This is a genomic window from Dankookia sp. P2, from assembly GCF_050632255.1.
Classification (GTDB): Bacteria; Pseudomonadota; Alphaproteobacteria; order Acetobacterales; family Acetobacteraceae; genus Paracraurococcus.
Map to the genome: position 1 here is coordinate 5,426,657 of NZ_CP192581.1, position 23,193 is coordinate 5,449,849.

The window sequence follows — 23,193 nt, forward strand, 5'->3', positions numbered from 1 at the left end:
GGCCCGGGGGAAGACGGCTCAAGGGGAGGCGGCCGGAGGTCACCCGCCCCGCCGGGCCTCGAGCGCGAGGAGGCGGGCTTCCATCGCCCGCAGCCGCTGCTCCATCCTGGCCTCGGCCGCCGCTACCAGGTCGCCGGCATAGTCCACGACGAGGCGCGAGATGGACTGCACCGCGGCGTCCCGCGCCGCCGCAGCCTCCGCGCCCGGCAGGCCCGGCAACGCGTCCAGCCGCTCGGTCACCTCGCGCCGCAGCGCGTTCATCTCGAAATGCAGGCCCGCATCGCGCGCCTCGATCAGCTCGGCGGCCAAGCCGGCACTGCCCAGCAGCCCGACCGCCTCCTGCAGCCGCGCCAGCTCCGCCCGCAGCCAGTCGGTCCGCAGCGCGAGGGTGACGGCCAGGGCGCGGGTCGGGCCGGGCGGGATGGCGGGGCCGCTGCCGAACTCGATGCGGGTCCCGTGGCGGGCCGCTTCCGCGGAGACGGAGACTTCCCGCAACGCCTCCAGCCGCCGCTCCGGCCGGCCGGCGACGGCATCCAGGTAGCGCCGGTAGCCGGCCGCATCGGGCCAGCGGCCGAGCAGCGCGAGGTAGAGGTTGACGACGAAGTCGTGGTCCTCGCCGCCGATCAGGTCGGCCGCGTCGAAGGTGCGGCCGGCCGGGCCCTGGGTGTCCATGGGTCTGTCCCTTGCCTGCCAGGGCCGGCCTATTCGGCCGCGAGGCGCGGCGCCGGGGCGGCGGCCGCGGCTTCGGACGGCGGGACGCCGAGGCGCGCATAGAGCGCCTCCAGCCGCGCCGCGTAGCGCTCCGGGCTGAATCGCGCGGCCCGGCGCGGCCCGGCCTCGGCCAGCCGGGCGCGCAGCGCCGGGTCGCGGTCCACCGCCTGGATCGCCTGCACCAGGGCCGAGATGTCGTAGGGATCGACCTGCAGCGCGGCATCCCCCACCACTTCGGGCATCGAGGCGGTGTTGGAGGTGATGACCGGCGTCCCGAGCAGCATGGCTTCCAGCGCCGGCAGGCCGAAGCCTTCGTAGAGCGACGGGAACAGCACCGCGCGGGCGCCGCGGATCAGGTTCACCAGCAGCCGGAAGGGGACATAGTCCAGCATCATGATCCGGTGCCGGGTCCGCAGGATCGAGCCTTCCTGCACCAGGTAGCGCACATGGTCGTCGTAGAGCAGGCGGAGCTCGTCCTCGGACTTCCAGGCCCGCTTGCCGACGATGACCAGCGGTCCCTCGGCGCCGCTGGCCAGGTAGGCCTGGATCATCCGGCCGACATTCTTCTTCGGCTCGATCGCGCCGAAGAACAGCCAGTAATTCCCGGCCTGCAGCCCGAAGCTGCCGTCGATCTCGGCCCGCACCTGCTCCATCGGCAGCTCGCGCAGCCGGCGCGGGATGTCGACCGCCTGGTAGGTGTTGGTGACCCGCTCCTCCGGCACGCCGAGCAGCGAGACGATGTCCCGCTTCGAGGCCTCGGAGACGGTGACGATATGGTCCGCCCGCCGGCCGAGCATGCGGTTCAGCCGGAAGTACCGCCGCTTGTTGTCGAGCGTGGTGTAGGGCAGCCGCAGCGGCACCAGGTCGTGCATGGTGTAGATGTTGCGGGCGCCGCGGACGCGCAGCGCCAGCGGATAGGTCCAGTGCATCAGCTTCGGCTGGGCCGGGACCTTCACCGCCAGCCGGCCGCTGAAGAAGCGCTGGTGGGCGGCGGCCTGCTGGAACAGGTCCTGGGTGTTCCATATCTCGTCGAAATGGGGCAACCGGTCGCGGAAGGTCGCGGTGACCACCTTGCCCGTGATCGGCACCGGCACCGCCAGCTTGCCGAATGGGGCGCGCAGCATCCGCTTGGCGCGGCGCAGCGCCACCAGCCATTTCGGCGGATCGCCGACCCGTTCGTCGAAGAAGGCGATCTCCCGGATCAGCGACACGGGGAGGGGGAGGCGCGGGTGCCGTAGAGCACCCCGACCTGATGCCCCAGGCGCTCCAGCGCGAAGCTCAGGTTGCGGGCATAGGTCGCGACGCCGGTGCCCTGGTTCAGCGCAAGATTGTAGCCATCCAGGAAGACGCGTGACGGCTGGGTCATGCCTGGACCTCCGTGGCCCCGGGGGCGCCGCCGGGATGGCCGGTCGCCGGGACGTGACGCCCCCTAGGGCGGTCGTTCACGACTTGGCAAGATGTGGCATGCGGATATCGCCTTTCGCGCGATAAACGGGTTATCCTTATCGCGTTCGTGATGCAGGATCCCAAAGTGGCCCATACCACCGAACCACTCACCGTCCTGGCTGCCGAGGGCGCGACCCTGGGCCGGCTGTCGCGCGGCCAGGTGGCGCTGCGGCTGGTCGACATGTCCATGCTCATGCTGCGGGCCGCCGCCATCCTGGTGCTCCTGTCGCCCCTTCTGGGCATCGCCATCCTGCTCGGCTGATCTTCATGGAGGGTTAAGGGCTCTCCACCGCGGCCGCGCCACCCGGTCCACAGGCCGGGCGTTTTGCGGCAGATTGCCATCCGAGATGACGAACCCCCAGGATCTGCGGATGGACATGCACTCCCAGGAGACCGGCCCGGATGGCGGCCCGACCGAGGCCGACCGGCTGCTCCGGGACGGCGACCGGCTGCGCGACCGCCGCGACTGGGCCGATGCCGCCGAGGCCTATGGGCAATACCTCCGGCTGCGGCCCGAGGATGGCGCGATCTGGGTCCAGTACGGCCACTCCCTGAAGGAATCCGGCGACCCCGAGGGCGCGCTGCTCTGCTACCGGGAGGCGGAGAAGCTGCAGCCTCGCGACAGCGACCTGCAGCTGCAGATCGGCCATGCGCTGAAGCTGCTCGGCCGGGCCGAGGAGGCGCTCGGCGCCTATGCCATGGCGCTCAACCTCGACCCCGGCAATGTCGATGCCCGGCGAGAGCTGCTGGGCGACGCGGCCTTGGCCGCGCCGCCGCCTGCCCCCCGGCCGCGGCGGCGCCGGTCGTGGCCGCCCCGCCCGGGACGCAAGTGGCCGCCGTGACCGGCGCGCCGCTGGTCTTCGACGCCTCCGACCTGCTCGACTACTTCCGCCACAACCGGGCGCCGACCGGCATCCAGCGGGTCCAGCTGAACATCATCCGCGAGGCGCTGCAGGGCGCCGCCGGCCAGCTCGTCTCGGTCGCCGCCTTCGACCCGGCCAGCGGCGCCTGGAAGGCGGTGCCGGCGGCGCTCTTCCTCGACCTCGCCCGGCTCTCCGCCACCGCGACCGAGACGGCGGAGCCCGACTGGGCCGCCGCAGTCGCCGCGATGGGGCAGGCCCTCGGGGCCGGCCCGGCGCTCGACTTCGCCGCCGGCGGCGCGCTGGTCAATCTCGGCACCTCCTGGTGGATCCCCGACTACCTGCGCCGGGTGCGGGAGGCCAAGGCGCGGCACGGCATCCGCTACATCCCCTTCCTGCACGACTGCATCCCGCTGCTGGTGCCGGAGCATTGCGCCGAGGGGCTGGTCGGCGAATTCGCCCGCTGGTTCGCCGGGCTCTGCCTGCATGCGGATGCGGTGCTGGCCGATCCCGACTGCACCCGGGCCGATTTCGAGCGGCTGCGGCAGGCCGTACTGCCCGGCACCGCGATCCCCTGCCGCACCGTGCCGCTGGACGGCCGGCCGGACGAGGTCGCGCCCGGTCCGCTGCCGGCGGCGCTGCGCGACGGGCGCCGCTTCGTGCTCTCGGTCGGCACCATCGAATCGCGCAAGAACCACCTGCTGGTGTTCCAGGCCTGGCTCACCCTGGTGCGCCGGCACGGGGCCGAGGCGGTGCCGGACCTGGTCTGCGTCGGCAAGCTGGGCTGGCTGGCGGAGGAGGCTCTGCGGCTGCATGCCCGCGCCCCGATCCTGCGCGCCAAGGTCCACCCTGCTGCACGACGTGCCGGACACGGTCCTGGCCGCGCTCTACCGCGGCTGCCTCTTCACCCTCTACAACAGCTTCTACGAGGGCTGGGGCCTGCCGGTCACCGAGAGCCTGGCGCATGGCAAGGTGCCGCTGCTACCGGAGCATTCGGGCCTGCGCGAATCGGGCGCGGTGGGGGCGTCTTCTTCGCTCCGAACAGCGAGCCCGACCTCGTGGCGCAAGCTTTGGCGGCTGAGCAGCGATGCCGGCCACCGGGCGGCGCTCGAGGCGGGGATCGCCGAGCGGCTGCGGCTGCGGAGCTGGGCGGAGATCGCCGCGCAGGTGGTGCGTGAGGCCGCCGCGGCCGAGGCGCCCGGCCTGCCGGCGCCGCTCGCCCGGCTGCCTCTACCGCTCGGGCGGGCGCATCCGCTCGGCCTGCTGCCGGGGCCGGAGCCGGAGCCCGCCATGGCGGTCGCCGATGCGCTGCGCGAGGGCTCCGGCTGGTCGGCGGCCGAGCCCTGGGGCGCCTGGGCCAGGCCGGGCGATAGCCGGCTGCGGCTGCCCCTGCCGGCCGAGGCGGCCGGCACGGCGCTGCGCGTGTACCTGGAGATCCAGGCGCCGGCCGAGCCTGCGGTCTTCCTGCTGCGCGCCGGGCGCGAAGGCGGCCCGGCGCCGGTGGCGCTGCGGCAGGAGACGGGCGCGGCGGAGCGGCTCTTTGCCATGCTGACCGTACCGGCCGGCGGGGCGGGGGATCTGGTGGTCGCGATCGACAGCGCCTATGCGGCGGCGATCGGCGCGGCACAGGTCGGCCTCTGCAGCCTGATGGTCTGCCGCGCCGACGACCATGCGGCGCGGCTGGACTACCTGGAAAGCCGGGCGCTGGCCCGGCTGCCCTGAACGGGGCGGCCCCGCGCTACAGGAAGATCCGGGTCGCCACCGCGATCTGGTAGATCAGCCCGAGCAGGTCGCTGCCGATCTGGAAGACCTTGGGGTCGAGCTTCGGCAGCACGATCAGCTCGTCGCCCGGCCGCGGCAGCTCGGCCGGGTCGAGCACCAGCTCGCCGCTCGGCCGCCGGATCATCAGCGAGCCATCGTTGCCGCGCGGCGAATAGCCGCCGGCGGCCCTGACGTAGTCGGCCAGCTTCATCTCCGGCCGCCAGACCACGGCGCGCGGCGCCGTCACCTCGCCGGCCACCAGCACGGTCTGCGACTTCTCGGGGATGACGATGACGTCGCCATCCTCGAGCCGCACCGGGGCGCAGTGGCCGGCATTGTCGACCACGACCAGCCGGCCCTCCGGCTGGGTGCGGCGGGCGCGCTGGATGTAGGAGGAGACGAGGTTGGCCTCCGAGGCGCGGATCGCCGCCACGCCGGTGGTCGGCGAGACCGCGAGGAAGAGCTGCCGCTCCAGCCGGTCCAGCGCCTCGTCGATGGCCCGGCGCTGCTGCTGCGCGACGGAAGGCCGCAGCAGGAAGACCTGACCGCGTATCGGCCAGCACCGGGTCCACGGCGACATAGTCGAGCAGCTGGCAGAGCTGCGCGTCGCGGTCGGCGACCAGCACCGAGGGACCGATCCGGCTGCCCTCGACCGTCACCCGCACCGTGCGGGCCGGGCTGTCGGTGATGAAGGTGACGGTGTCCTGGTCCTGCAGCGTCAGGCCGGGCAGCTCCGCCAGCGTCGCGTAGCGCGAGAAGGGCTGGCCGCCGCGGGTGCCCTTGACCACCGCATTGGTCGCCGAGGGCAGGGGCCGGGCGTAGTCCAGCAGCTCCCGTCCGGTCATGGCCCGGCCGGGCACCTCGAACATGTAGTTGTTGCGCACCGCGCCGTCGGCGCCGACCACGGCGCGCTGGCGGGCGACCACCAGGGTGTCGCCCTCCTGCAGGCGGATCTGCGGCAGCCTTCCCTCGATCAGGAAGCGGTAGAGATCGACATTGGCGACGGTGCGGCCGCCACGCTGCACGGTGATCTCACGGTAGGAGCCGCGGCCGGGATCGACGCCGCCGGCGCGGACCAGGAAGTCCACCACGCTGTCGGCCGCCGAGCCGGCGAAGCGGCCGGGCGTGCGGACGAAGCCGGTGACGAAGACGCCGATGCGCTGGGTGGAGAGCAGCACGGCGTAGACCTGCACCTGGTTGGTGTAGACCTTCTGCACCTCGGCCTCGACCGTCCTGCTGCAGGTCGCCGGCGCGGGTGCCGGCGACGCGGATGGGGCCGATATTCGGCAGGAAGAGCATGCCGGAGGGATCGACCTGGCCGACCACCTCGGCCTCGACCGCGCCCCAGACCCGGACCGAGACGCGGTCGCCGGGGACGATGACGTAGTTCGGGTTGGGCGCATCGCTGACCGCGGTGGCCTCGCGGGTGAAGAGCGAGGCGCCGAAGACCGCCGTGGCGCCGGCGACACGGCTGCCGTCGCCGAGCGGGCCGACCGCGACCGGGCCGCCTTCCGACTGCGTCTCGGTCCCGGTGCGGTTCAGCACGCGGTCCGGCCTCGACCAGGTTGGGCAGCGTCTGCACCGGCCCCTGGCTGGCGCCAACGGGCGTCGCCTGGCGCAGGTTGAGCAGTTGCTGCGCCTGCTGCTGCTGCACGGCCTGGATCGGACTTTGCGCCAGCGCGTCGCCGGCCGAGAGAAGGCCGGCGAGTGCGAGCGAGGCGAGCTTACGACGCATGTTCGCGCATTCCCGCGATGAGCAGCCAGGCCAGCCCATAGGCCACGGACAGGCAGGCGAAGATGTAGAGGATGGACAAGGTGGCCTTCGGGTAGCGGGCGTATTCGGCGAGATTAGGCTCGACCACCCGCAGCAGGAAGATCTGCTGCCGCAGCGCGTCGCCGCGCGCCCGCTCGAGCGAGGCGGTGGCGGAGGCGAGCTGCGCCCGGGCGAGCTCCTGCTCGACGCCGAGGCGCTCGAACTCGCCGACCTGCTGCGAGACGCCGTCGCTGCTGTCGCCCAGCCGGCGGCGCTCCTCGGCGATCTGGCCGACCAGGCCCTCGGCGCGGCCTGCGCAGCTGCAGCAGCCGGGGTTGTCGGCGCGGGCGAAGCGCTGCGCCTCGGCCAGCTCGGCCCGCGCCTGGGCCAGCGCGCCTTCCAGCTTGCCGATGGTCTCCAGCGAATAGCCGGCCGAGCGGGTTGGGTCGACCGCGCGGGCCCGCTCGCGGAAGCCGGCGACCGCGAGCTGGGCGGCGGCCAGCCGCGCCTCGGCCCGCGCCACTCTCGTCCCGCGCGACGCGCAGCCCGTCCTCCTGCAGCCGGCGGTTCAGGATGTTGACCAGCTTCTCCCGACAGGGAGAGGAGGTTCTGGGCGATGGCCTGGCTGTCCTCCGCCCGGAAGCTGCGGACCCGCAGTGCGGTGATGCCGCTGGTGGTGTCGTATTCCGCCGAGGCCATGCGGCGGAAGTAGTCGAGCAGCCGCTCGGCCCGGGGCGCCTCCCACCACAGCCGGGCGATGGGATCGGCCTCCGGCCGGCGGAACATCTCGACCAGCGGCAGGCGCTGGCGCAGCGCGGCGACCGCGTCGTGCGACTGCAGGTAGTCCCGCACGCCCATGGCGTCCTCGGAGGCCGGCTTGAAGCCGGCGCTCTGCGCCATCTCCGCCATCGCGCCCATGCCGCCGCCACCGCCGCCCGAGCGGCCGCGGATGAGGAAGCGGGCCTCCGACTCGGACTGCGGCGCGGCGATGCCGAACAGGTAGACCGCGGCCAGCAGGGTCGGCAGCAGCACCGTCACCGAGAAGCTGTTGCGCTTCAAGAAGCGGCGCAGCCGCGCTGCAAGGCCCGGCATCGCCACCGGGCCCGACCAGCCGGCCGGGTCGAGTGCGGCGTCAGCCAGCCTGGTAGACGGCGATTGCTTCGTCCAGATCGTCATAGCGGGTCAGCCTACCATCCTGGAGGATTGCTGCGGTCTTGCAGAAGGCCCGCACGGTTTCAGCCTGGTGGGACACCAGCAGCAGGGCGCTGCGGGCGTTGAGGTCGGCGAGCGCGGCGCGCGCCCGTTCGGCGAAGCGGCTGTCGCCGACCGCGATCGCCTCATCCACCAGGTAGCAGTCGAAATGCACCGCGAGCGACAGCGCGAAGCCAAGGCGCACGATCATGCCGGAGGAGTAGGTCCGCACCGGCATGCGGAAATAGCTGCCGAGATCGGCGCATCCTCGACGAACTCGACCGTCTCCTTGATCGGCCTGGCGTAGATGCGGGCGATGAAGCGGGCGTTGTCGGCGCCGGAGATGCTGTAGTGCATGGCGCCGGCGAAGCCGAGCGGCCAGGAGACGCTCATCCGCCGCTCGATCCTGCCGCTGTTGGGGTGCTCGACCCCGGCGATCAGCCGCAGCAGCGTGGTCTTGCCGGCGCCGTTGCGGCCGAGGATGCCGACCTTCTCGCCGCGGGCGAAGGTGATGTCGACGCCGCGCAGCACCTCCTTCGCCCCGAAATGCGTGCGGTAGCTTTTGTGGACATCCAGCAGGCGGATCATCGCGGGTCAGACGACCAGGTGCCGGCGCGCCTTCCGCAGCGCCGCCATGCCCAGCAGGTGCAGCGCCGCGACCCAGGCCAGGACATAAGGGATGTCGTAGGTGGTCGGCACCTGCGTGCCGTAGAGCCCGTGCCGCACCATCTCGAAGCAATGCACGGTCGGGATGGTAGCGCCGCCGCCTGCAGGTCGCTCGGCAGCCAGAAGACCATGAAGAAGGCGCCGGTCAGCCCCATGAACAGGTAGGTCACCAGATGGGTGAGGCGGTCGAACAGCTCGGTGTAGACGCTGCCGGCGGCGATCAGGAAGGCGATCCCCTGGGCGAGGCCGAGCATCAGCAGCATGCCGAGCACGATCAGCCCCGGCTCCCGCGGCCAGTCGCCGAGCATGGCCCCGAACAGCACGACATAAGCCATGAAGGCCATGCCGACCGCGGCGAATTCCAGCAGGTGGCGCGACAGCATGATGTCGAGCACGGTGACCTGCCGGTGGTAGAGCAGCGACTGGTTGCCGGCGATGCCGACCGGGGCGCGGTTCACGATGCCGCGGAACAGGTAGAAGGGGATGTAGCCGACCACCCAGAAGACGAAGGGGTTGAGCCCGCCCGGCATGCCATGGCCGGAGGCGAGGTGCAGGGCGCCGATCGCCCCGCCGAGCATCATGGGTTCCAGGAACAGCCAGACATAGCCGAGATTGTCGCGGCCGAACCGCGTGCCCATCTCGCGCAGCGTCAGCGCGCCGACCACCCGCATCTGGATCCGGAAGCAGGACCAGAGGCTGGCCTGCGGGCCGACGACATCGCTCACGGCCGTGCCGCGCCGCTTCCCAGCAGCAGCGGCCGCGTGGCGACCCATTGGCCCTCGGACTGGCAGAGCAGGCTGGCCTGGCCGGTGGTGCCGGCGCCGAGGATGACCTCCCGGCAGTCGCGGCCGCTGGCGGCGGCATAGGCGCGCACCACCCGGGCCTGGGTTGTCCGGCCATCGGCCAGCACCACCGTGCCGGCATGGCCGGGCGGCATCGAGCCGACGAACTGGCCGAGCGGGTCCTGCTGCGCCGAGACCGGGACGGGCGCGGCGGCCGGCGTCGCCGCCGGCCGGTCCACACCGCAGCCGGCGAGGAGGAGCAAGGCGCCAAGCAGGGCAAGCGGGGTGGAAGTTTTCAGGGCGGGACGCCCGGAGGCGCCCGAGACGAAAATCATGTGTTCGCAGCCTCCGCCACTTCCTCTACCAAATAGTGAGTGAGGAGCAACCCAATTCCTGTAAACGTTAGGGAACCTTTCTGAATAGCGTGTCGCCGATGACGCAGACTGCGGGCGCGTCCGCGCGCCTGTTCCATGGTGCACGACCGCCTCCCGCTGCCGCGGAGCTTACGCGGCCGAAGCTTGACGCTTTCTTCCCGGAAGGTGGATGGCCCGGCTTCCTGGATGAGGGGCCATTCCGCGCACCGCGCTTCGGCGCCGCCTGGGCGCCCGTCGCGCTGCTCGCCGCCGCGCCGGCCGAGGCGATCCGCGCCGGGCTGGCCGGCGCCGGGCCGGATGCCGAGGCCCGCGATGCCGCGCGGGCGGTAATCGGCGCAGCTGCGCGCGGCGCGGGTCGGCGGGGCGCCGGGGCTGGCCGACCCGGGCCCCGCCGGGCTCGGCCTGCCGGCGGGCCGGGCGGTGCTGCTGCTCGATCCCGGCGACCTAAGCCAGGCCGCCGCCGCGCGCGCCATGCTGGCGGCGCTGGCGGGCCGGCCCGTGCTGGTGGCGCTCGACCCGGATGCGCCGCCCGGCGCCGCGCCGGTGCTGGCGGCGGCGAGCGCGCCCGTGCTGCCGGGGCGCCTCGCGCCCTGGACGCTGCTCGACCTGGCGGCCGAGCTGCACACGCTCTCGCCGGGCATGGCGCTGCTGGCCGGCGCGGCCGGCATCCCGGCGCGGCTCGGCGGCGCCGCCCCCTGGGGCGGCGCGGCGCCGGAGGCCGCCTTCGCCGCGCTGCTGGCCGCGACCTGTTGGGCCGATCCCTTCCGCGACCGGCCCTGGACCGCGGCGGAGGGCATCGCCCAGCTCGAGTGCTGGCGGCTGGCCGAGGCGGCGAACCGCCGGATCGTCGCCTGCACCGGCATGGAATGGTTCAAGCATCGCGTCATGCGGGCGGCGCTGGCCAGCCAGGCCGGGCCGCCGCGCATCGTCCTGCGCGGCTCGACCGCCCTGCGGCTGGCGCGGCGGGCGGGCGGCGATGCCGCGGTATGGGCGGCGGTGATGCCGCCCGACCTGCCGGGGCGCGCGGCCGCGGCAGGGGTCGGGCTGGTGCGGATCGAGGACGGCTTCCTCCGTTCCGTCGGGCTCGGCGTGCAGGGCGCGCGGGCGGCGTCGCTGGTGCTGGACGGCAGCGGCATCCATTACGATCCCTCGACCGAGAGCGAGCTGGAGCGGCTGCTGGCCGAGACGGATTTCGCTCCGGCGCTGCTGGCGCGCGCGGCCCAGCTGCGCGCGGCGATCGTTGCCGCCGGGGTGACCAAGTACAACCTGCCGGGCGAGCGCGCGGCTGCCGGCGCTGCCGCCGGGCCGGCGGGTGATCCTGGTGCCCGGGCAGGTGGAGGACGACGCCGCGGTCCGCCAGGGCGGCAGCCGGCTGCGCGGCAATCTCGACCTGCTGCGCGCCGTGCGGGCAGCCAATCCCGATGCGGTCATCCTGTTCAAGCCGCATCCGGACGTCGAGGCCGGCATGCGGCGCGGCGCGGTGCCCGAGGCCGCGACGCTCGCCGACCATGTGCTGCGGGACCTGCCGATCGGCCCGCTTTATGCCGTGACGAACGAGGTCCATTGCCTATCGAGCCTGACCGGCTTCGAGGCGCTGCTGCGCGGCCTGCGGGTGGTGACCTGGGGCCGGCCCTTCTACGCCGGCTGGGGCCTGACCGAGGACCGCGACCCGCCGCCGCGCCGCGGCCGGGCGCTGTCGCTCGACGCGCTGGTGGCGGGCGCGCTGATCCTGCACCTGCGCTGCATCGACCCGCGGACCGGTCTGCCCTGCCCGCCGGAGCTGCTGGTCGAGCGGCTGGCCGCGGCGCGCGGCGCACCGTTGCAGGGGCCGCGCACGCCGGCGCGGCTGCGGGCGCTGGTCGCGCGCGGATCGAAGGCGATGACGGCATGGTTCGCCGCGCGCTGAGCCGGGTGCGGCAACGTGGCGCCCATCGCGGCAGGCACTGGCACCGGCTTGGGCAAACCGGGCGCGCGGCGGTTCACGTCCGCGCCGCGGACCCTGTGCGGCGGCTGGCAGGGGCAGGGTCGGGATGCTAGCCTCGGCGGGCTGGGGCTTCTGGGGAACGAAGATGGGCTGGTGCTTTCGCGCGGTGCAAGGCGCCGCGGTCGTCGCGTTTTCCTTGGCTGCCGCACCGGCCGGCTGGGCGCAGACTCTGACCATGGGCGTCGGCGCCCCGGTCACCTCGATCGATCCGCACTATCACCAGCTCTCGCCCAACACCGCCGTCGCGCACATGATCTTCAGCGGGCTGACGACGACTGACGGCCACGCCCGCGTCATCCCCGACCTGGCCGAGAGCTGGAAGGCGATCGACGAGACCACCTGGGAGTTCAGGCTGCGGCCTGGCGTGCGCTTCCACAACGGCAGCGAGTTCACTGCCGAGGACGTCGCCTTCACCTTCGCCCGCGTGCCGAACGTGCCGAACTCGCCTTCCTCCTACGCCATCTACACGCGGCCGATCCGCGAGGTGCAGATCGTCGACAGCCATACGCTGCGGTTGAAGACGGCGGTGCCCTACCCGCTGATGCCGACCGATCTGGCGAGCGTCATGATGCTCGACCGCGAGACGCATGCGCAGGCGACGACCGAGGGCTTCAATGCCGGGCCGATGGCGATCGGCACCGGTCCGTTCCGCATGGTAAGCCACCGCAACGGCGACCGCATCGAGTTCGAGCGCAACGACGGCTACTTCGGCGCCAAGCCGGCCTGGGGCCGGGTGAACTACCGCATGATCACCAACGACGCCGCGCGCACCGCGGCGCTGCTGGCGGGCGACGTTGAAATCATCGACCAGGTGCCGACCAGCGACCTGGCGAAGCTGCGCAACGACCAGCGCCTGGCGCTGTCGGAGATCACCGGCCTCAGGCTGATCTATCTCAGCTTCGACCATTCGCGCACCGGACCCACGCCCTTCGTCACCGACAACGACGGCAAGCTGCTGCCGGCCAATCCGCTGAAGGATCCGCGGGTGCGCCGCGCCCTGTCGATGGCCGTCGACCGCAGCGCCATCGTCGAGCGGGTGATGGAGGGGGCGGCGATCCCGGCCGGGCAGTTCCTGCCGGAGGGGTCCTTCTCCTACGTGCCCGACCTGACGCCGACCAAGTTCGACGCCGAGGGCGCGAAGCGGCTGCTGGCCGAGGCTGGCTTTCCGCAGGGCTTCCGCATCACCCTGCACGGGCCGAACGACCGCTACCCGAACGACAGCCGGATCATCCAGGCGATCGGCCAGATGTGGACCCGCGCCGGCGTGCGCACGGCGGTCGAGGCGCAGCCCTGGACCACCTTCGTCGCCCGCGCCGGGCGGCAGGACCTGTCGAGCTTCCTGATCGGCTGGGGCACCTCCTCGGGCGAGGGGTCGAACCCGCTGCGCAACCTGACCGCCACCTTCGACCGCGAGAAGGGCTACGGCGCGTCCAACCGCGGCCGCTATTCCAACCCGGAGATGGACCGCGTGCTGGACCAGGCGATGCGCGAGCTGGACGACGCGAAACGGGAGGCGCTGCTGCAGCAGGCGACGCGGATCGTCTTCGAGGATGTCGGCATCCTGCCGCTGCACATCCAGAAGAACACCTGGGCGATGCGGAAGGGCCTGGCGCATGACCCCCGGGCGGACGAGCTGACCCGGGCGCAGGATGTCCGCCCGGCGGGTGCGGCGAAGTGACCGTCTTCCTGCTCCGCCGGCTGCTGCAGGCGGCCGGCGTCGTGCTGGTGATGTCGCTGCTGGTCTTCCTCGGCGTCTATGCCATCGGCGACCCGGTCGAGATCCTGATCAGCCCCGAGGCCGACCAGATGGAGCGCGAGCGGGCGGTCAAGGCGCTCGGGCTCGACCTGCCGCTCTGGCAGCAATACCTCGTCTTCCTCGGCAATGCCTTGCGCGGCGATCTCGGCCGCAGCTTCGTCTTCAACGAGCCGGCGCTGCGGCTGATCCTCGACCGCATGCCGGCGACGCTCGAGCTCGCCATCGGTGCCACGGTCGCGGCGCTGATCATCGGCCTGCCGCTCGGCCTCTATGCCGGGCTCAGGCCGAACTCGCCGGTCTCGAAGGGAATCCTGGCGGGCAGCATCCTCGGCTTCTCGCTGCCGACCTTCTGGGTCGGGCTGATGCTCATCATGGTCTTCGCCGTCCAGCTCGGCTGGCTGCCCAGCACCGGGCGGGGCGAGACGGTGACCGTCCTCGGCATGCGCTGGTCCTTCCTGACACGCGACGGGCTGGCGCACATGCTGATGCCCGCGCTGAACCTCAGCCTGTTCAAGATCAGCCTCGTCATCCGCCTGACCCGCGCCGGGGTGCGCGAGACCATGCTGATGGACTACGTGAAGTTCGCCCGCGCCAAGGGGCTGTCCCCGGCGCGGATCACCTTCGTCCATGTCTTCAAGAACATCCTGATCCCGGTGGTCACCGTGGTCGGGCTGGAATTCGGCGGCACCATCGCCTTCTCGGTCGTGACGGAAAGCGTCTTCGCCTGGCCAGGGATGGGCAAGCTGATCATCGACAGCATCAACGTGCTGGATCGGCCGGTGATGGTCGCCTACCTCATGATCATCGTGCTGATGTTCATCACCATCAACCTGGTGGTGGACATCACCTATTCGCTGCTCGATCCCCGGGTCCGGCTGGAGGGCAAGTCATGAGCAGCACCACCGCCGGCGCGCCTCCGGCCGCCCTGCCGCCGGCGGCGCGGGTGGAGACGCCCTTCCGCCGCTTCGTCTCGGAATCGCCGCCTCGCGGCTCGCGCTGTTCGGCCTGGCGATGTTCGTCGCCATCGTGCTGCTGGCCGTGCTGGCGCCCCTGATCGCGCCGCAGGACCCCTACGACCTGGCGCAGCTTCGACATCATGGACGGGCGGCTGGAGCCCGGCAGCGTCGGCGGCAGCGGCATCACCTATTGGCTCGGCACCGACGACCAGGGCCGCGACATGCTGTCCGGCATCATGTACGGGCTCCGCATCTCGCTGATCGTCGGCGCGGGCTCGGCGATCATCGCCTGCCTGGTCGGCGCCTCGCTCGGGATGCTCGCGGCCTATGCCGGCGGGCGGACCGACAGTCTGATCATGCGGCTGGTCGACCTGCAGCTCTCCTTCCCGGCGATCCTCGCGGCGCTGATGATCCTGGCCTTCCTCGGCAAGGGCATCCTGAACGTCGTCATCGCCCTGGTGGTGGTCGAATGGGCCTACTACGCCCGCACCGTGCGCGGCTCGGCCCTGGTCGAGCGGCGGCGCGAGTATATCGAGGCGGCGCAATGCCTCGCCTTACCGACCCGCCGCATCATCTTCCGCCACCTGCTGCCGAATTGCCTGCCGCCGCTGATTGTCGTCGGCACCATGCAGGTGGCGCGCGCCATCGCGCTCGAGGCGACGCTCTCCTTCCTCGGCCTCGGCGTGCCGATCACCGAGCCCTCGCTCGGCCTGCTGATCGCCAATGGCTACGAATACATGCTGTCGGGGAAATACTGGATCAGCTTCTATCCGGGGATCGCGCTGCTGGTGACCATCGTCTCGATCAACCTCGTCGGGGATCAGTTGCGCGACGTGCTGAACCCGAGGCTGAAGAAGTGAGCGCACCGACGCTGGAGGTACGGAACCTCCGCACGCATTTCTTCACCCGCGCCGGCGTGGTGAAGGCAGTGGACGACGTCTCCTTCACCGTCCGCAGCGGCAAGGTGCTGGGGCTGGTGGGGGAGAGCGGCTCGGGCAAGTCGGTGACCGGCTTCTCCATCCTCGGCCTGGTCGACCCGCCCGGCCGCATCACCGGCGGACAGATCCTGTTCAAGGGGCAGGATCTGGCGACGCTGTCCGAGGAGGCGATGCGGAGGCTCCGCGGCAACCGCATCGCGATGATCTTCCAGGACCCGATGATGACGCTGAACCCGGTCCTGCGCATCGACACCCAGATGATCGAGACCGTCCTCGCCCATGCCAAGGTGAGCCGGGAGGAGGCGCGGCAGCGTGCGCGCGACGCGCTCGGCCAGGTCGGCATCGCCAGCCCGGACGAGCGCCTGCGCGCCTACCCGCACCAGTTCTCCGGCGGCATGCGGCAGCGCGTCGCCATCGCCATCGCCCTGCTGCACAAGCCGGACGTCATCGTGGCGGACGAGCCGACCACAGCGCTCGACGTGACGATCCAGGGGCAGATCCTGGCCGAGGCGCAGAAGCTCTGCTCCCAGACCGGCACCGCGCTGGTCTGGATCACCCATGACCTCTCGGTCGTCGCCGGCCTCGCCGACGACATCGCCGTCATGTATGCCGGCAAGGTGGTGGAGAACGGCCCGGTCGAGCAGGTGCTCGACGCGCCGCTGCATCCCTACACGCTCGGGCTGATCGGCAGCGTGCCCAGCCGTAACCGGCGCGGCGAGCCATTGCGGCAGATCCCCGGCATGACCCCGTCGATGCTCAACCTGCCGGCCGGCTGCGCCTTCCGCGCCCGCTGCCCGCGCGCCGAGGCGCGCTGCGCCGAGCCGCCGCCGATGGCGGAGTACCGGCCAGGCCGCTTCGCCCGCTGCATCCACCCGCATGAGGAGGCGGTCGCGGCATGAGTGCGGTTCTCGAAGCGCCCCGTGCCGCGGCGCAGGACAGCGTCCCGATCATCGAACTGCGTGGCGTCTCGAAGCGCTTCTCCAACCCGCTCGACTTCGCCGGCCGCCTGGTCAAGCGGCTCGGCGTCAAGGTGCGGGAGGATGTGGTGCATGCCGTCGACGGCGTCGACCTCAGCATCCGCAAGGGCGAGGTGGTCGGGCTGGTCGGCGAGAGCGGCTGCGGCAAGTCGACGCTCGGCCGCATGGTCGCCGGCATCATGCCGCCCTCGGACGGCAAGGTGGTCTGGCGCGGCCAGGACCTGACGACGCTGTCGGGCGCCGATGCGAAGCGCGCCAAGCTGCGCACGCAGATGATCTTCCAGGATCCCTATGCCTCGCTCAACCCGCGGCTGAAGGTGGCCGAGATCGTCGGCGAGGCGCCGCAATACCACGGCCTGGTGCCGCGCGGCGGGCTGGACGGCTATGTGGACGAGCAGCTGCGCCGCGCCGGGCTCGATCCCTCGCTGAAGCGCCGCTACCCGCACCAGTTCAGCGGCGGCCAGCGCCAGCGCATCGGCATCGCCCGGGCGCTCGCGGTGCAGCCCGACTTCCTGGTCTGCGACGAGGCCGTCGCGGCACTCGACGTCTCGATCCAGGCGCAGATCCTCAACCTCTTCATGAAGCTGCGGCGGGAGCTCGACCTCACCTACCTATTCATCAGCCACGATCTCGGCGTGGTCGAGCACCTCAGCGACCGGGTGGTGATCATGTATCTCGGCCGGGTGGTCGAGGAGGCACCCGCCGAGGAGGTCTTCGCCCGGCCGAACCACCCCTATACCCGCGCCCTGCTGGCCGAGGTGCCGCGGATCGAGGCGCGCAAGCGCGCCTTCGCCGGGGTGCAGGGGGAGATCCCTCGCCCCTGAGCCCGCCCTCCGGCTGCCACTTCCACCCGCGCTGCCCCTTCGCCTTCGACCGCTGCCGGGTCGAGCGGCCGGCGCTGAAGCAGGTCGCGCCCGGGCACCGCAGCGCCTGCCACCTGAACGACGCGGCATGAGCCGCGCGGCCCTGCTCCTGCTGCTGCTGACCCTCGGCGCCTGCGCCGGTGGCGGGGCAGGCGGGCCCTATATCGGCGGCGCGCTCGGCGGCAATGTCCGGGAGGACACGCGCACGCGTTAGCCGAAGCCTTTGCCGGTATGCCGGGTGGCGGCAGCCTCAGCCCGGCTGCGCGGCCAGCCTCCCGGTACCGCCCGCACCGCCGGGCCAGGACCGGGCGTGCCGCAGCTTCCGGCCGGGGTACGGCGGTTTTACCTGGCATGAAGGATTATTTTCCTGTTACCCTGGCCCACCTGGTCCGGAGGCAGCCGCATGCGCCAGTATCCTCGCCCATTGCCCGCCGCCGGCCGCGCCCGCTTGCCCGGGCAGGTGATCCCGGTCCCGCGGTGCCCGACGTCCATGCGTGCCGCCCCCGGCTTTGTCCGAAGATGCGGTTCACGCCGCCGGTCCCCGCCCGGCACTGCCCTGCCGGCCCGGCTTCGGCCTTTGTCCGAAACCCGCATTGCCGGCTCCCCGTTGCGCGCCCGCCCGCCCGGCGGCACCTTGCGCCCAGGCAAACGGGGGAGGGACTGCCGCATGGCGACAGCCGGCATGATGGGACGGCGAGGTGCCGGGCGGTTGGCGCTGGCGGCCCTGGCCCTGGCCGGGGCGCGCCCCGGAATCCTGCGCGCGCAGACCCCTGGCCCGACCGCACCGTGCGCCTGGTGGTCCCCTTCGGTGCCGGGGGGCGTCGGACACGCTGGCCCGTACCGTCGCCAATGCCTTCACCCCGCATGCCAACGGCCAGGCCATGGTGGTGGAGAACCGTGGCGGCGCCGGCGGGACCATCGCCGGCGCCTTCGTCGCCCAGGCGAAGCCGGACGGCTACACGCTGATGCTGGCGGATCTCGGCGCCAATGCCATCGCGCGGGAACTGCAGCCGAGCGTCCCCTACGACCCCGCAACCGCCTTCACCCCCGTCTGCCACCTGGTGAACCTGCCGCTGGTCCTGGTCGTCCCGGCCTCCGCGCCGGTGCAGGACATGGCCGGGTTCGTCGCCTATGCCCGCGCCCATCCCGACATGGCCTATGCGCATCCCGGCATCGGCTATTCCGGCCACCTGGCGCAGGAAGCTGATGATCCGCGACCTCGGCCTGAAGATGACGCCGGTGCCCTACCGCAGCGGGGCGGAGGTGGCGCGCAGCATGCTCTCGGCGGAGACGCTCTCGACCTTCATGACCGTCTCCACCGCGCTGCCCTTCATCCGGGAGGGCAAGGTGAAGGCCCTGGCGGTCTCCTCGAAGGGGCCGGTGGCGCTGCTGCCCGGTGTGCCGCCGATGGCCGATACCCTGCCGGGATCTCGAGGCGCTGGTCTGGAACGGCATCCTTGGCCCGGCCGGGATGGAGCCGGCGGTGGTCGGCGCGGCCAACCGCATCTTCAACGCGATCATGGCGGAGCCGGCGGTGCGGGAGTCCGTGCGGGAGCGCCAGGCAGCCGATGTGGTCGGCGGCACGCCGGAGCAACTCGGTGCCTTCATCCAGGCCGAGATCGCGCGCTGGACGCCGCTGATCCGCGGCCTCGGCCTGCGGCTGGAGTGAGTGGAATGAGCGAGGCGAAGCCCCAAATCGGGACCCCGGTCCCGGCGCGGCCGGCATCGACGGTCCTGCTGGTGCGGGATGGCGAGCAGGGGATCGAGGTCTTCATGGTGGTGCGCAACCGGCAGATTGAATTCGCCGGCGGCGCGCTGGTCTTCCCGGGCGGCCGGGTGGAGAAGGACGACGAGGCGCTGGGCGGGGCGGAGCCGCTGGACGGCTTCCGCATCGCCGGCATCCGCGAGACCTTCGAGGAATGCGGCGTGCTGCTGGCCCGGCCGCGCGGCGAGGCGGCGCTGGTCGATGCGGTGCGGCTGCTGGGGATCGAGGCCCTGCACCGCGCCCGCGTCGCCCGCGGCGAGCAGCCGCTGAGCGCGATGCTGGCGGAGGAGCGGCTGGAGCCGGCGATCGACGGCATGGTGCAGTTCGCCCACTGGGTCACGCCGCTGTCGCGCAGCAAGCGGTTCGACACGCAGTTCTTCCTCGCGGCGGCGCCGCCCGACCAGCTGGCGGTGCATGACGGGCACGAGAGCGAGGACAGCGTCTGGATCACCCCGGCCCGGGCGATCGAGGAGGCGAATGCCGGCCAGCGCCGGCTGGTCTTCCCCGACCCGGAAGAACCTCGAGAAGCTCGGCCGGCACGCGACGGTGGCCGAGGCGCTGGCGGCGGCGCGCCAGGCCCGGGTGGTCACCGTCACGCCGGAGATGGTGCAGACCGAGCAGGGCTGGCGCCTGACCATCCCGGCCGAGGCCGGCTATGGCGGCTCGGTCTTCGAGGTGCTGGACGCGCCGGCCATCTGACCTGCTCAGCCGCGGCTGAAGAGGTAGTCGGCCGCGGCGAGCGGGCCGCTGGTGTTGGCGACCTGGATGGAGATGGCCGGCGAGACGTAGGTGCCATCCACGATGACATAGGACTGCACCGTGGTGCCGCCCTTGTAGTCAAGATGCGCGGCGCTGGAGAAGCCATCGAGCCGGAGCAGGTCGTGCTCCCCGCCGCTGGGCAGGCTGCGCTGGAAGTCGATGATCTGGTCGCTGGTGGCGATCGCGCCCTTGGTGAGCACGAAGGTGTCGTTGCCGGCGCCCCCTGGACGCGGGAGGTGCCGCGGCCGAAGAAGAACACGTCGTCGCCGGCCCCGGCCGCGAAGTTCAGCGTGCCGGCGCCAGCGCGGACCTCGTCGGCGAGGGCGCTGCCCCAGACGGTATGGGCGAGCGTGGTCGGCATGGTGGCGGCGTCGAGATGGACGGGGATGCGGGCCTTGGTGAAGTCGTAGAGGTCGCTGATCCCGTCCGGCCGCAGGGTGTAGGTGCCGCCGGCCGCGGTGACGTCGGCCGGGCTGGTGACGGTGCTGAAGCTGGGCGCCGCGGCGGCGGTGCCGGTCTGCCAGACGCGGACATAGTCCACCAGCATATGCGCGGTGGGCATGCCGGGATCATACTTGCCCGGCCAGCTGCCGGTATCGCCGACGGCCAGGTTCAGCAGCATGTACATCGGCTTCTGCAGCTGGCCGGGGTCGCGGCTTCGGCGACCTGGTTGCCGTCGACATACCAACGGATCTTGTCCGCCTGCCAGTCGAGGCCGAAGGTATGGAAGCCCTGCGACAGGTCCGGCAACAGGCTCATCGCCTGGGTGGTGCTCGCGGTGGCGGTGCGCAGGCTGAAATAGGCGGTGGTCGGGTCCTTGCCGAGCATCTCGAGGATGTCGATCTCCGGTGGCCAGCCGCCATCGGCCGGCAGCAGCCAGAAGGCCGGCCAGAAGCCCTGGCCCACCGGCAGCTGCGCCCGCAGCTCGAAATAGCCGTATTGCTGGGCGAAGGACTTGGCGGTGGTCAGCAGCCCCGAATTGTAGGCCAGGCCCAGCGGATTGCTGCCGGGCGCGGCGGTGATGTCGAGGACGCCCTGGCTGATGCTGAAGGGATTCACTCCCGACCGAGGCATCCGAATAGTACTCGGCCTCCTTGTTGGTCGACAGCGTGCGCAGCTGGTCGTTGACCTTGAAGGTCGTCTTCCAGGTGGTGCCGATGCCGGTGGCCGAGGCGCTGAGGCTGTTGAACTCCTCGGCGAAGGCGAGGCGCATGCCGGGATGCGCGGGGTCGGCGGGCAGCTGGAAGTCCTGCGCGGTAAGCGCGCCGGCCTGGACGCGTTGCGCAGCACGAGGCGCTCGCCGCCGCCGAGGCTGAGCACGGTGTCGGCGCCGACCTGGCTCAGCGCTGCCTTCACCGTGGCGAAGCCGTACAGCGCATAGTCCTGCAGCACGATCTTGTCGGTGCCCGGCTGGAAATCGGTGATCACGTCGCTGCCGTTGCCGCGGCGGAGGACGAAGCTGTCGGCCCCGGCGCCGCCGGTCAGCACGTCGTTCCCGGCGCCGCCGTCCAGGGTCTGGGCGCCGTCGCCGCCGGTGACGATATTGTCGAGCGCATTGCCGCGGCCGGAGATGCCGGCGCGCATAGAGCTGCAGGTTCTCGACGAAATCGGCCAGGAGATAGGCTGCGACATAGGACTGCACCGTGTCGATGCCGCCATCGGCCAGTTCGGTGACGCGGTAGCCGGCATTCCAGATGGCGTAGGTGTCGTCCCCGCCGCCGCCGATGAGGGTCGCCTGGGTGCCGTTGCAGGACAGGTAGTCGGCCCCGCTGGTTCCGGTGACCGTCGCGCCCTGGCTGGCGGTGAACCAGTTCCTGGGCGCCATCGAGGTGTTCAGCGCGACGCCGAATGCATTGAGGATGGCCAAGACTTTCCCTTCCATGCCGGGTGGCTGGACCCCGTGGCTTGTTGTGAAGCGCCGCGGGGCTGAGGCAGGGGGTTCACATCCCGCCGGCAAGGTGGCCGGCATGGGTTAAGAGCCCCGGAAGCGAAGTGTCCGGCCGGAATTGCCAAATCCGAAATAACAACGGCTGCAGTGACTTTACGCTCGGGCGTGTACCAAAAAATAGCCTGAAACAGAAGGGCTGTTCCAACTTGAAGATTGATACATACGTTGTATTAATTCAACCCATGAGTTGATTTCTGGGATGAATAAGGGAATAAAAGCAAAGTTGATTTTGCGCTCCGGGGTAAATATTAAATCTATGGTTGATGTGTTCCGAGATGTTCCGGGTTTAGGGCTGGTCGAATCAATCTCCAGGAGCGGAACGCGGACTTAGGGCCGTCTCATTTTTTGTATAACTTGCGCGTGAGGTGCGTCGGACGGCTGAAAGGCCCGCGGGTCAGGCGTCGCCGACGATCTGCACCACCTGGCCGCTGCCCTCGCAGGTCGGGCAGGGCTGCCCGGCCCGCCGGCCACTGCCATGGCACTCCGGACAGGGGACCATCCCGGTCTCGCCCGTTGCCCGGCGCCGCCTGGTCCCCTGGGGCACGTGGCCGCGCCGCCGTGTCGTCCTGGCCAGCCTTTCCGCCACCCGATCCTGTCATGCGCCGGCTCCTTCGCCTCGGCGCCCGAACGGCGGCCGTCGCGCGGCGTTCCACGTCGGACGCCCCGGCGCCATGCCCCGAACATCGGGGGTTGCCCCCGCCGCACCCTCCGGGGCATGAACCGCCTCCATTGCCGGAGCCCCGCCCCTTGGCACCTTCCGCCACCCTGTCCGCATGACGCGCGTGGTCCGCCTTGCCGCCGGCAGCCTGGTGGTCGCCGGCGCCGTGCTCGCGCTGAAGCTCGGCGCCTGGTGGGTGACCGGCAGCGTCGCGCTGCTGGCCGATGCGCTGGAAAGCGTGGTGAACGTCGCCGCCGCCGCCGCGGCGCTGCTCGCGGTGCAGTATTCCGCCCTGCCGGCCGATGCCAACCATCCCTATGGCCACACCAAGGCGGAGTATTTCTCCGCGGTCCTCGAAGGCGCGCTGATCATCGTCGCCGCCCTGGCGATCCCTGCACGCTGCCTGGGGCGCCTATCTCGATCCGCGCCCGCCGGAGGAGGCGGTGGTCGGCCTGCTGATCTCGGCCGCCGCCACCGCCATCAACGGCGGCTGGGCCACGCTGCTGCGGCGGGAGGGACGGCGGCTCCGGTCGCCGGCTTTGCTGGCCGATGCGCGGCACCTGATGGCCGACGTGGTCACCTCGCTCGGCGTGCTGGCCGGGGTCGGCGCGGTGGCACTGACCGGGCGGCTCTGGCTCGACCCGCTGATCGCGGCGCTGACCGCGGTGAACATCCTCTGGTCCGGCTGGTACCTGATGCGCGAATCGGTCGGCGGGCTGATGGACGAGGCGGTGGAGCCCGGCCTGCTGGCGCGGATCCGCACCGCCGTCTCGGCCAGCGCCGAGGGCGCGATCGAGGCGCACGACCTCCGCACCCGGCATGCCGGGCGGCTGACCTTCATCGAGTTCCACCTGGTGGTGCCCGGCAGCCTCAGCGTCGACGATGCGCATGTGATCTGCGACCGGATCGAGGCGGCGCTGAAGGCGGAGATCGAGGGCGCCACCATCACCATCCATGTGGAGCCCGAGGGCAAGGCCAAGCACCACGGCGTGCTGGTGCTGTGACCGCGCTGGCGCGCCTGGCCCGGATGCCGCCGGTCCCGGGA

At 71.7% G+C, this 23,193-nt stretch carries 25 protein-coding genes and 4 pseudogenes; 18 read left to right on the forward strand and 11 right to left on the reverse strand.

Annotated elements, in window-relative coordinates; genetic code table 11:
- Positions 1 to 39: 39 nt before the first annotated feature.
- The 3 genes from ACQ86J_RS32280 to ACQ86J_RS32290 are packed head-to-tail and all read right to left on the reverse strand — an operon-like array spanning position 40 to position 2,077.
- The gene (locus ACQ86J_RS32280; RefSeq protein WP_431268718.1) at positions 40 to 672 is read right to left on the reverse strand and encodes a DUF4214 domain-containing protein; all 633 of its coding nucleotides are present in this window, start codon (positions 670 to 672) and stop codon (positions 40 to 42) included.
- Between the two features lie 29 nt (positions 673 to 701).
- Positions 702 to 1,922, reverse strand: a complete 1,221-nt coding sequence (locus ACQ86J_RS32285) for a glycosyltransferase family 4 protein (protein ID WP_431268719.1) — start codon at positions 1,920 to 1,922, stop codon at positions 702 to 704.
- Positions 1,913 to 2,077, reverse strand: coding sequence for a hypothetical protein (locus ACQ86J_RS32290; RefSeq protein WP_431268720.1), 165 nt, complete (start codon positions 2,075 to 2,077; stop codon positions 1,913 to 1,915). The genes ACQ86J_RS32285 and ACQ86J_RS32290 overlap by 10 nt, the downstream gene beginning before the upstream one ends.
- Positions 2,078 to 2,242: 165 nt before the next feature.
- On the opposite strand from ACQ86J_RS32290, the gene ACQ86J_RS32295 reads away from it, so the two are divergent.
- The 4 genes from ACQ86J_RS32295 to ACQ86J_RS32310 all read left to right on the forward strand — a co-directional run bounded on the left by ACQ86J_RS32295 (position 2,243) and on the right by ACQ86J_RS32310 (position 4,739).
- Positions 2,243 to 2,419 carry a hypothetical protein gene (locus ACQ86J_RS32295; RefSeq protein WP_431268721.1) on the forward strand — a complete coding sequence of 59 codons (177 nt, stop codon included), beginning with the start codon at positions 2,243 to 2,245 and terminating at the stop codon, positions 2,417 to 2,419.
- Positions 2,420 to 2,528: 109 nt separating this feature from the next.
- Positions 2,529 to 2,999 carry a tetratricopeptide repeat protein gene (locus ACQ86J_RS32300; RefSeq protein ID WP_431268722.1) on the forward strand — a complete coding sequence of 157 codons (471 nt, stop codon included), beginning with the start codon at positions 2,529 to 2,531 and terminating at the stop codon, positions 2,997 to 2,999.
- Complete coding sequence (locus tag ACQ86J_RS32305) at positions 2,987 to 4,195, forward strand: hypothetical protein (RefSeq protein ID WP_431268723.1); 1,209 nt, start codon at positions 2,987 to 2,989, stop codon at positions 4,193 to 4,195. Before ACQ86J_RS32300 ends, ACQ86J_RS32305 begins: the two co-directional genes overlap by 13 nt.
- On the forward strand, positions 4,188 to 4,739 hold the full coding sequence (locus ACQ86J_RS32310; protein WP_431268724.1) for a hypothetical protein: 552 nt from the start codon (positions 4,188 to 4,190) through the stop codon (positions 4,737 to 4,739). The genes ACQ86J_RS32305 and ACQ86J_RS32310 overlap by 8 nt, the downstream gene beginning before the upstream one ends.
- A gap of 1,071 nt (positions 4,740 to 5,810) precedes the next feature.
- On the opposite strand, the gene ACQ86J_RS32315 is transcribed toward ACQ86J_RS32310, so the two are convergent.
- The 7 genes from ACQ86J_RS32315 to ACQ86J_RS32345 all read right to left on the reverse strand — a co-directional run bounded on the left by ACQ86J_RS32315 (position 5,811) and on the right by ACQ86J_RS32345 (position 10,684).
- On the reverse strand, positions 5,811 to 6,323 hold the full coding sequence (locus ACQ86J_RS32315) for a polysaccharide biosynthesis/export family protein (RefSeq protein WP_431268725.1): 513 nt from the start codon (positions 6,321 to 6,323) through the stop codon (positions 5,811 to 5,813).
- A 179-nt stretch (positions 6,324 to 6,502) separates the two neighbouring features.
- A complete protein-coding gene (locus ACQ86J_RS32320; RefSeq protein ID WP_431268726.1) occupies positions 6,503 to 7,054 on the reverse strand; it encodes a hypothetical protein in 552 nt (183 codons plus the stop codon).
- A 609-nt stretch (positions 7,055 to 7,663) separates the two neighbouring features.
- Positions 7,664 to 7,960, reverse strand: coding sequence for a hypothetical protein (locus ACQ86J_RS32325; RefSeq protein WP_431268727.1), 297 nt, complete (start codon positions 7,958 to 7,960; stop codon positions 7,664 to 7,666).
- Complete coding sequence (locus ACQ86J_RS32330) at positions 7,930 to 8,310, reverse strand: ATP-binding cassette domain-containing protein (protein WP_431268728.1); 381 nt, start codon at positions 8,308 to 8,310, stop codon at positions 7,930 to 7,932. The genes ACQ86J_RS32325 and ACQ86J_RS32330 overlap by 31 nt, the downstream gene beginning before the upstream one ends.
- A complete protein-coding gene (locus ACQ86J_RS32335; protein WP_431268729.1) occupies positions 8,307 to 9,113 on the reverse strand; it encodes an ABC transporter permease in 807 nt (268 codons plus the stop codon). The genes ACQ86J_RS32330 and ACQ86J_RS32335 overlap by 4 nt, the downstream gene beginning before the upstream one ends.
- Positions 9,110 to 9,505, reverse strand: a complete 396-nt coding sequence (locus tag ACQ86J_RS32340; RefSeq protein WP_431268730.1) for a DVU3141 family protein — start codon at positions 9,503 to 9,505, stop codon at positions 9,110 to 9,112. Before ACQ86J_RS32340 ends, ACQ86J_RS32335 begins: the two co-directional genes overlap by 4 nt.
- Positions 9,506 to 9,988: 483 nt before the next feature.
- Positions 9,989 to 10,684, reverse strand: a complete 696-nt coding sequence (locus ACQ86J_RS32345) for a hypothetical protein (protein ID WP_431268731.1) — start codon at positions 10,682 to 10,684, stop codon at positions 9,989 to 9,991.
- A 193-nt stretch (positions 10,685 to 10,877) separates the two neighbouring features.
- Between ACQ86J_RS32345 and ACQ86J_RS32350 the strand changes: the two genes are divergently transcribed.
- The 11 genes and pseudogenes from ACQ86J_RS32350 to ACQ86J_RS32400 all read left to right on the forward strand — a co-directional run bounded on the left by ACQ86J_RS32350 (position 10,878) and on the right by ACQ86J_RS32400 (position 19,952).
- Positions 10,878 to 11,450, forward strand: coding sequence for a hypothetical protein (locus tag ACQ86J_RS32350; protein WP_431272613.1), 573 nt, complete (start codon positions 10,878 to 10,880; stop codon positions 11,448 to 11,450).
- 163 nt (positions 11,451 to 11,613) lie between these two features.
- A complete protein-coding gene (locus tag ACQ86J_RS32355) occupies positions 11,614 to 13,206 on the forward strand; it encodes an ABC transporter substrate-binding protein (RefSeq protein WP_431272614.1) in 1,593 nt (530 codons plus the stop codon).
- Positions 13,203 to 14,177, forward strand: a complete 975-nt coding sequence (locus ACQ86J_RS32360) for an ABC transporter permease (protein ID WP_431268732.1) — start codon at positions 13,203 to 13,205, stop codon at positions 14,175 to 14,177. Before ACQ86J_RS32355 ends, ACQ86J_RS32360 begins: the two co-directional genes overlap by 4 nt.
- Before the next feature lie 203 nt (positions 14,178 to 14,380).
- Entirely contained in the window at positions 14,381 to 15,100 is a 720-nt protein-coding gene (locus tag ACQ86J_RS32365) for an ABC transporter permease (RefSeq protein WP_431268733.1), read from the forward strand.
- Positions 15,097 to 16,077, forward strand: a complete 981-nt coding sequence (locus tag ACQ86J_RS32370; protein ID WP_431272615.1) for an ABC transporter ATP-binding protein — start codon at positions 15,097 to 15,099, stop codon at positions 16,075 to 16,077. Before ACQ86J_RS32365 ends, ACQ86J_RS32370 begins: the two co-directional genes overlap by 4 nt.
- Positions 16,074 to 17,110, forward strand: a pseudogene (locus ACQ86J_RS32375) (ABC transporter ATP-binding protein). Before ACQ86J_RS32370 ends, ACQ86J_RS32375 begins: the two are co-directional and overlap by 4 nt.
- On the forward strand, positions 17,107 to 17,232 hold the full coding sequence (locus ACQ86J_RS32380) for a hypothetical protein (protein WP_431268734.1): 126 nt from the start codon (positions 17,107 to 17,109) through the stop codon (positions 17,230 to 17,232). The pseudogene ACQ86J_RS32375 and the gene ACQ86J_RS32380 overlap by 4 nt, the downstream one beginning before the upstream one ends.
- 667 nt (positions 17,233 to 17,899) lie before the next feature.
- Positions 17,900 to 18,163 (forward strand): annotated as a pseudogene (locus ACQ86J_RS32385) (tripartite tricarboxylate transporter substrate-binding protein); the annotation flags it as partial.
- Positions 18,164 to 18,248: 85 nt separating this feature from the next.
- Positions 18,249 to 18,377: pseudogene (locus ACQ86J_RS32390) on the forward strand (tripartite tricarboxylate transporter substrate binding protein); the annotation flags it as partial.
- Positions 18,378 to 18,414: 37 nt separating this feature from the next.
- On the forward strand, positions 18,415 to 18,687 hold the full coding sequence (locus tag ACQ86J_RS32395) for a tripartite tricarboxylate transporter substrate-binding protein (RefSeq protein WP_431272616.1): 273 nt from the start codon (positions 18,415 to 18,417) through the stop codon (positions 18,685 to 18,687).
- Between the two features lie 5 nt (positions 18,688 to 18,692).
- Positions 18,693 to 19,952, forward strand: coding sequence for an NUDIX hydrolase (locus ACQ86J_RS32400; RefSeq protein ID WP_431272766.1), 1,260 nt, complete (start codon positions 18,693 to 18,695; stop codon positions 19,950 to 19,952).
- Between the two features lie 202 nt (positions 19,953 to 20,154).
- Here the strand turns inward: ACQ86J_RS32400 and ACQ86J_RS32405 are convergent, their stop codons facing one another.
- Positions 20,155 to 21,126, reverse strand: coding sequence for a family 16 glycosylhydrolase (locus tag ACQ86J_RS32405; protein ID WP_431268735.1), 972 nt, complete (start codon positions 21,124 to 21,126; stop codon positions 20,155 to 20,157).
- A 194-nt stretch (positions 21,127 to 21,320) separates the two neighbouring features.
- On the opposite strand from ACQ86J_RS32405, the gene ACQ86J_RS32410 reads away from it, so the two are divergent.
- The 3 genes and pseudogenes from ACQ86J_RS32410 to ACQ86J_RS32420 all read left to right on the forward strand — a co-directional run bounded on the left by ACQ86J_RS32410 (position 21,321) and on the right by ACQ86J_RS32420 (position 23,152).
- Positions 21,321 to 21,518 carry a hypothetical protein gene (locus ACQ86J_RS32410; RefSeq protein WP_431268736.1) on the forward strand — a complete coding sequence of 66 codons (198 nt, stop codon included), beginning with the start codon at positions 21,321 to 21,323 and terminating at the stop codon, positions 21,516 to 21,518.
- Between the two features lie 745 nt (positions 21,519 to 22,263).
- Positions 22,264 to 22,476, forward strand: a pseudogene (locus tag ACQ86J_RS32415) (cation transporter); the annotation flags it as partial.
- Between the two features lie 115 nt (positions 22,477 to 22,591).
- A complete protein-coding gene (locus tag ACQ86J_RS32420; RefSeq protein ID WP_431268737.1) occupies positions 22,592 to 23,152 on the forward strand; it encodes a cation diffusion facilitator family transporter in 561 nt (186 codons plus the stop codon).
- Positions 23,153 to 23,193: the final 41 nt, after the last annotated feature.

Coding starts and splice junctions, on each gene's coding strand:
- ACQ86J_RS32280 (WP_431268718.1), bottom strand. CDS start 672: ATGGACACCCAGGGCCCGGCCGGCCGCACCTTCGACGCGGCCGACCTG.
- ACQ86J_RS32290 (WP_431268720.1), bottom strand. CDS start 2,077: ATGACCCAGCCGTCACGCGTCTTCCTGGATGGCTACAATCTTGCGCTG.
- ACQ86J_RS32300 (WP_431268722.1), top strand. CDS start 2,529: ATGGACATGCACTCCCAGGAGACCGGCCCGGATGGCGGCCCGACCGAG.
- ACQ86J_RS32325 (WP_431268727.1), bottom strand. CDS start 7,960: ATGCCGGTGCGGACCTACTCCTCCGGCATGATCGTGCGCCTTGGCTTC.
- ACQ86J_RS32330 (WP_431268728.1), bottom strand. CDS start 8,310: ATGATCCGCCTGCTGGATGTCCACAAAAGCTACCGCACGCATTTCGGG.
- ACQ86J_RS32340 (WP_431268730.1), bottom strand. CDS start 9,505: ATGATTTTCGTCTCGGGCGCCTCCGGGCGTCCCGCCCTGAAAACTTCC.
- ACQ86J_RS32345 (WP_431268731.1), bottom strand. CDS start 10,684: ATGGATGCCGCTGCCGTCCAGCACCAGCGACGCCGCCCGCGCGCCCTG.
- ACQ86J_RS32355 (WP_431272614.1), top strand. CDS start 11,614: ATGGGCTGGTGCTTTCGCGCGGTGCAAGGCGCCGCGGTCGTCGCGTTT.
- ACQ86J_RS32365 (WP_431268733.1), top strand. CDS start 14,381: ATGGACGGGCGGCTGGAGCCCGGCAGCGTCGGCGGCAGCGGCATCACC.
- ACQ86J_RS32380 (WP_431268734.1), top strand. CDS start 17,107: ATGAGCCGCGCGGCCCTGCTCCTGCTGCTGCTGACCCTCGGCGCCTGC.
- ACQ86J_RS32400 (WP_431272766.1), top strand. CDS start 18,693: ATGAGCGAGGCGAAGCCCCAAATCGGGACCCCGGTCCCGGCGCGGCCG.
- ACQ86J_RS32405 (WP_431268735.1), bottom strand. CDS start 21,126: ATGCGCGCCGGCATCTCCGGCCGCGGCAATGCGCTCGACAATATCGTC.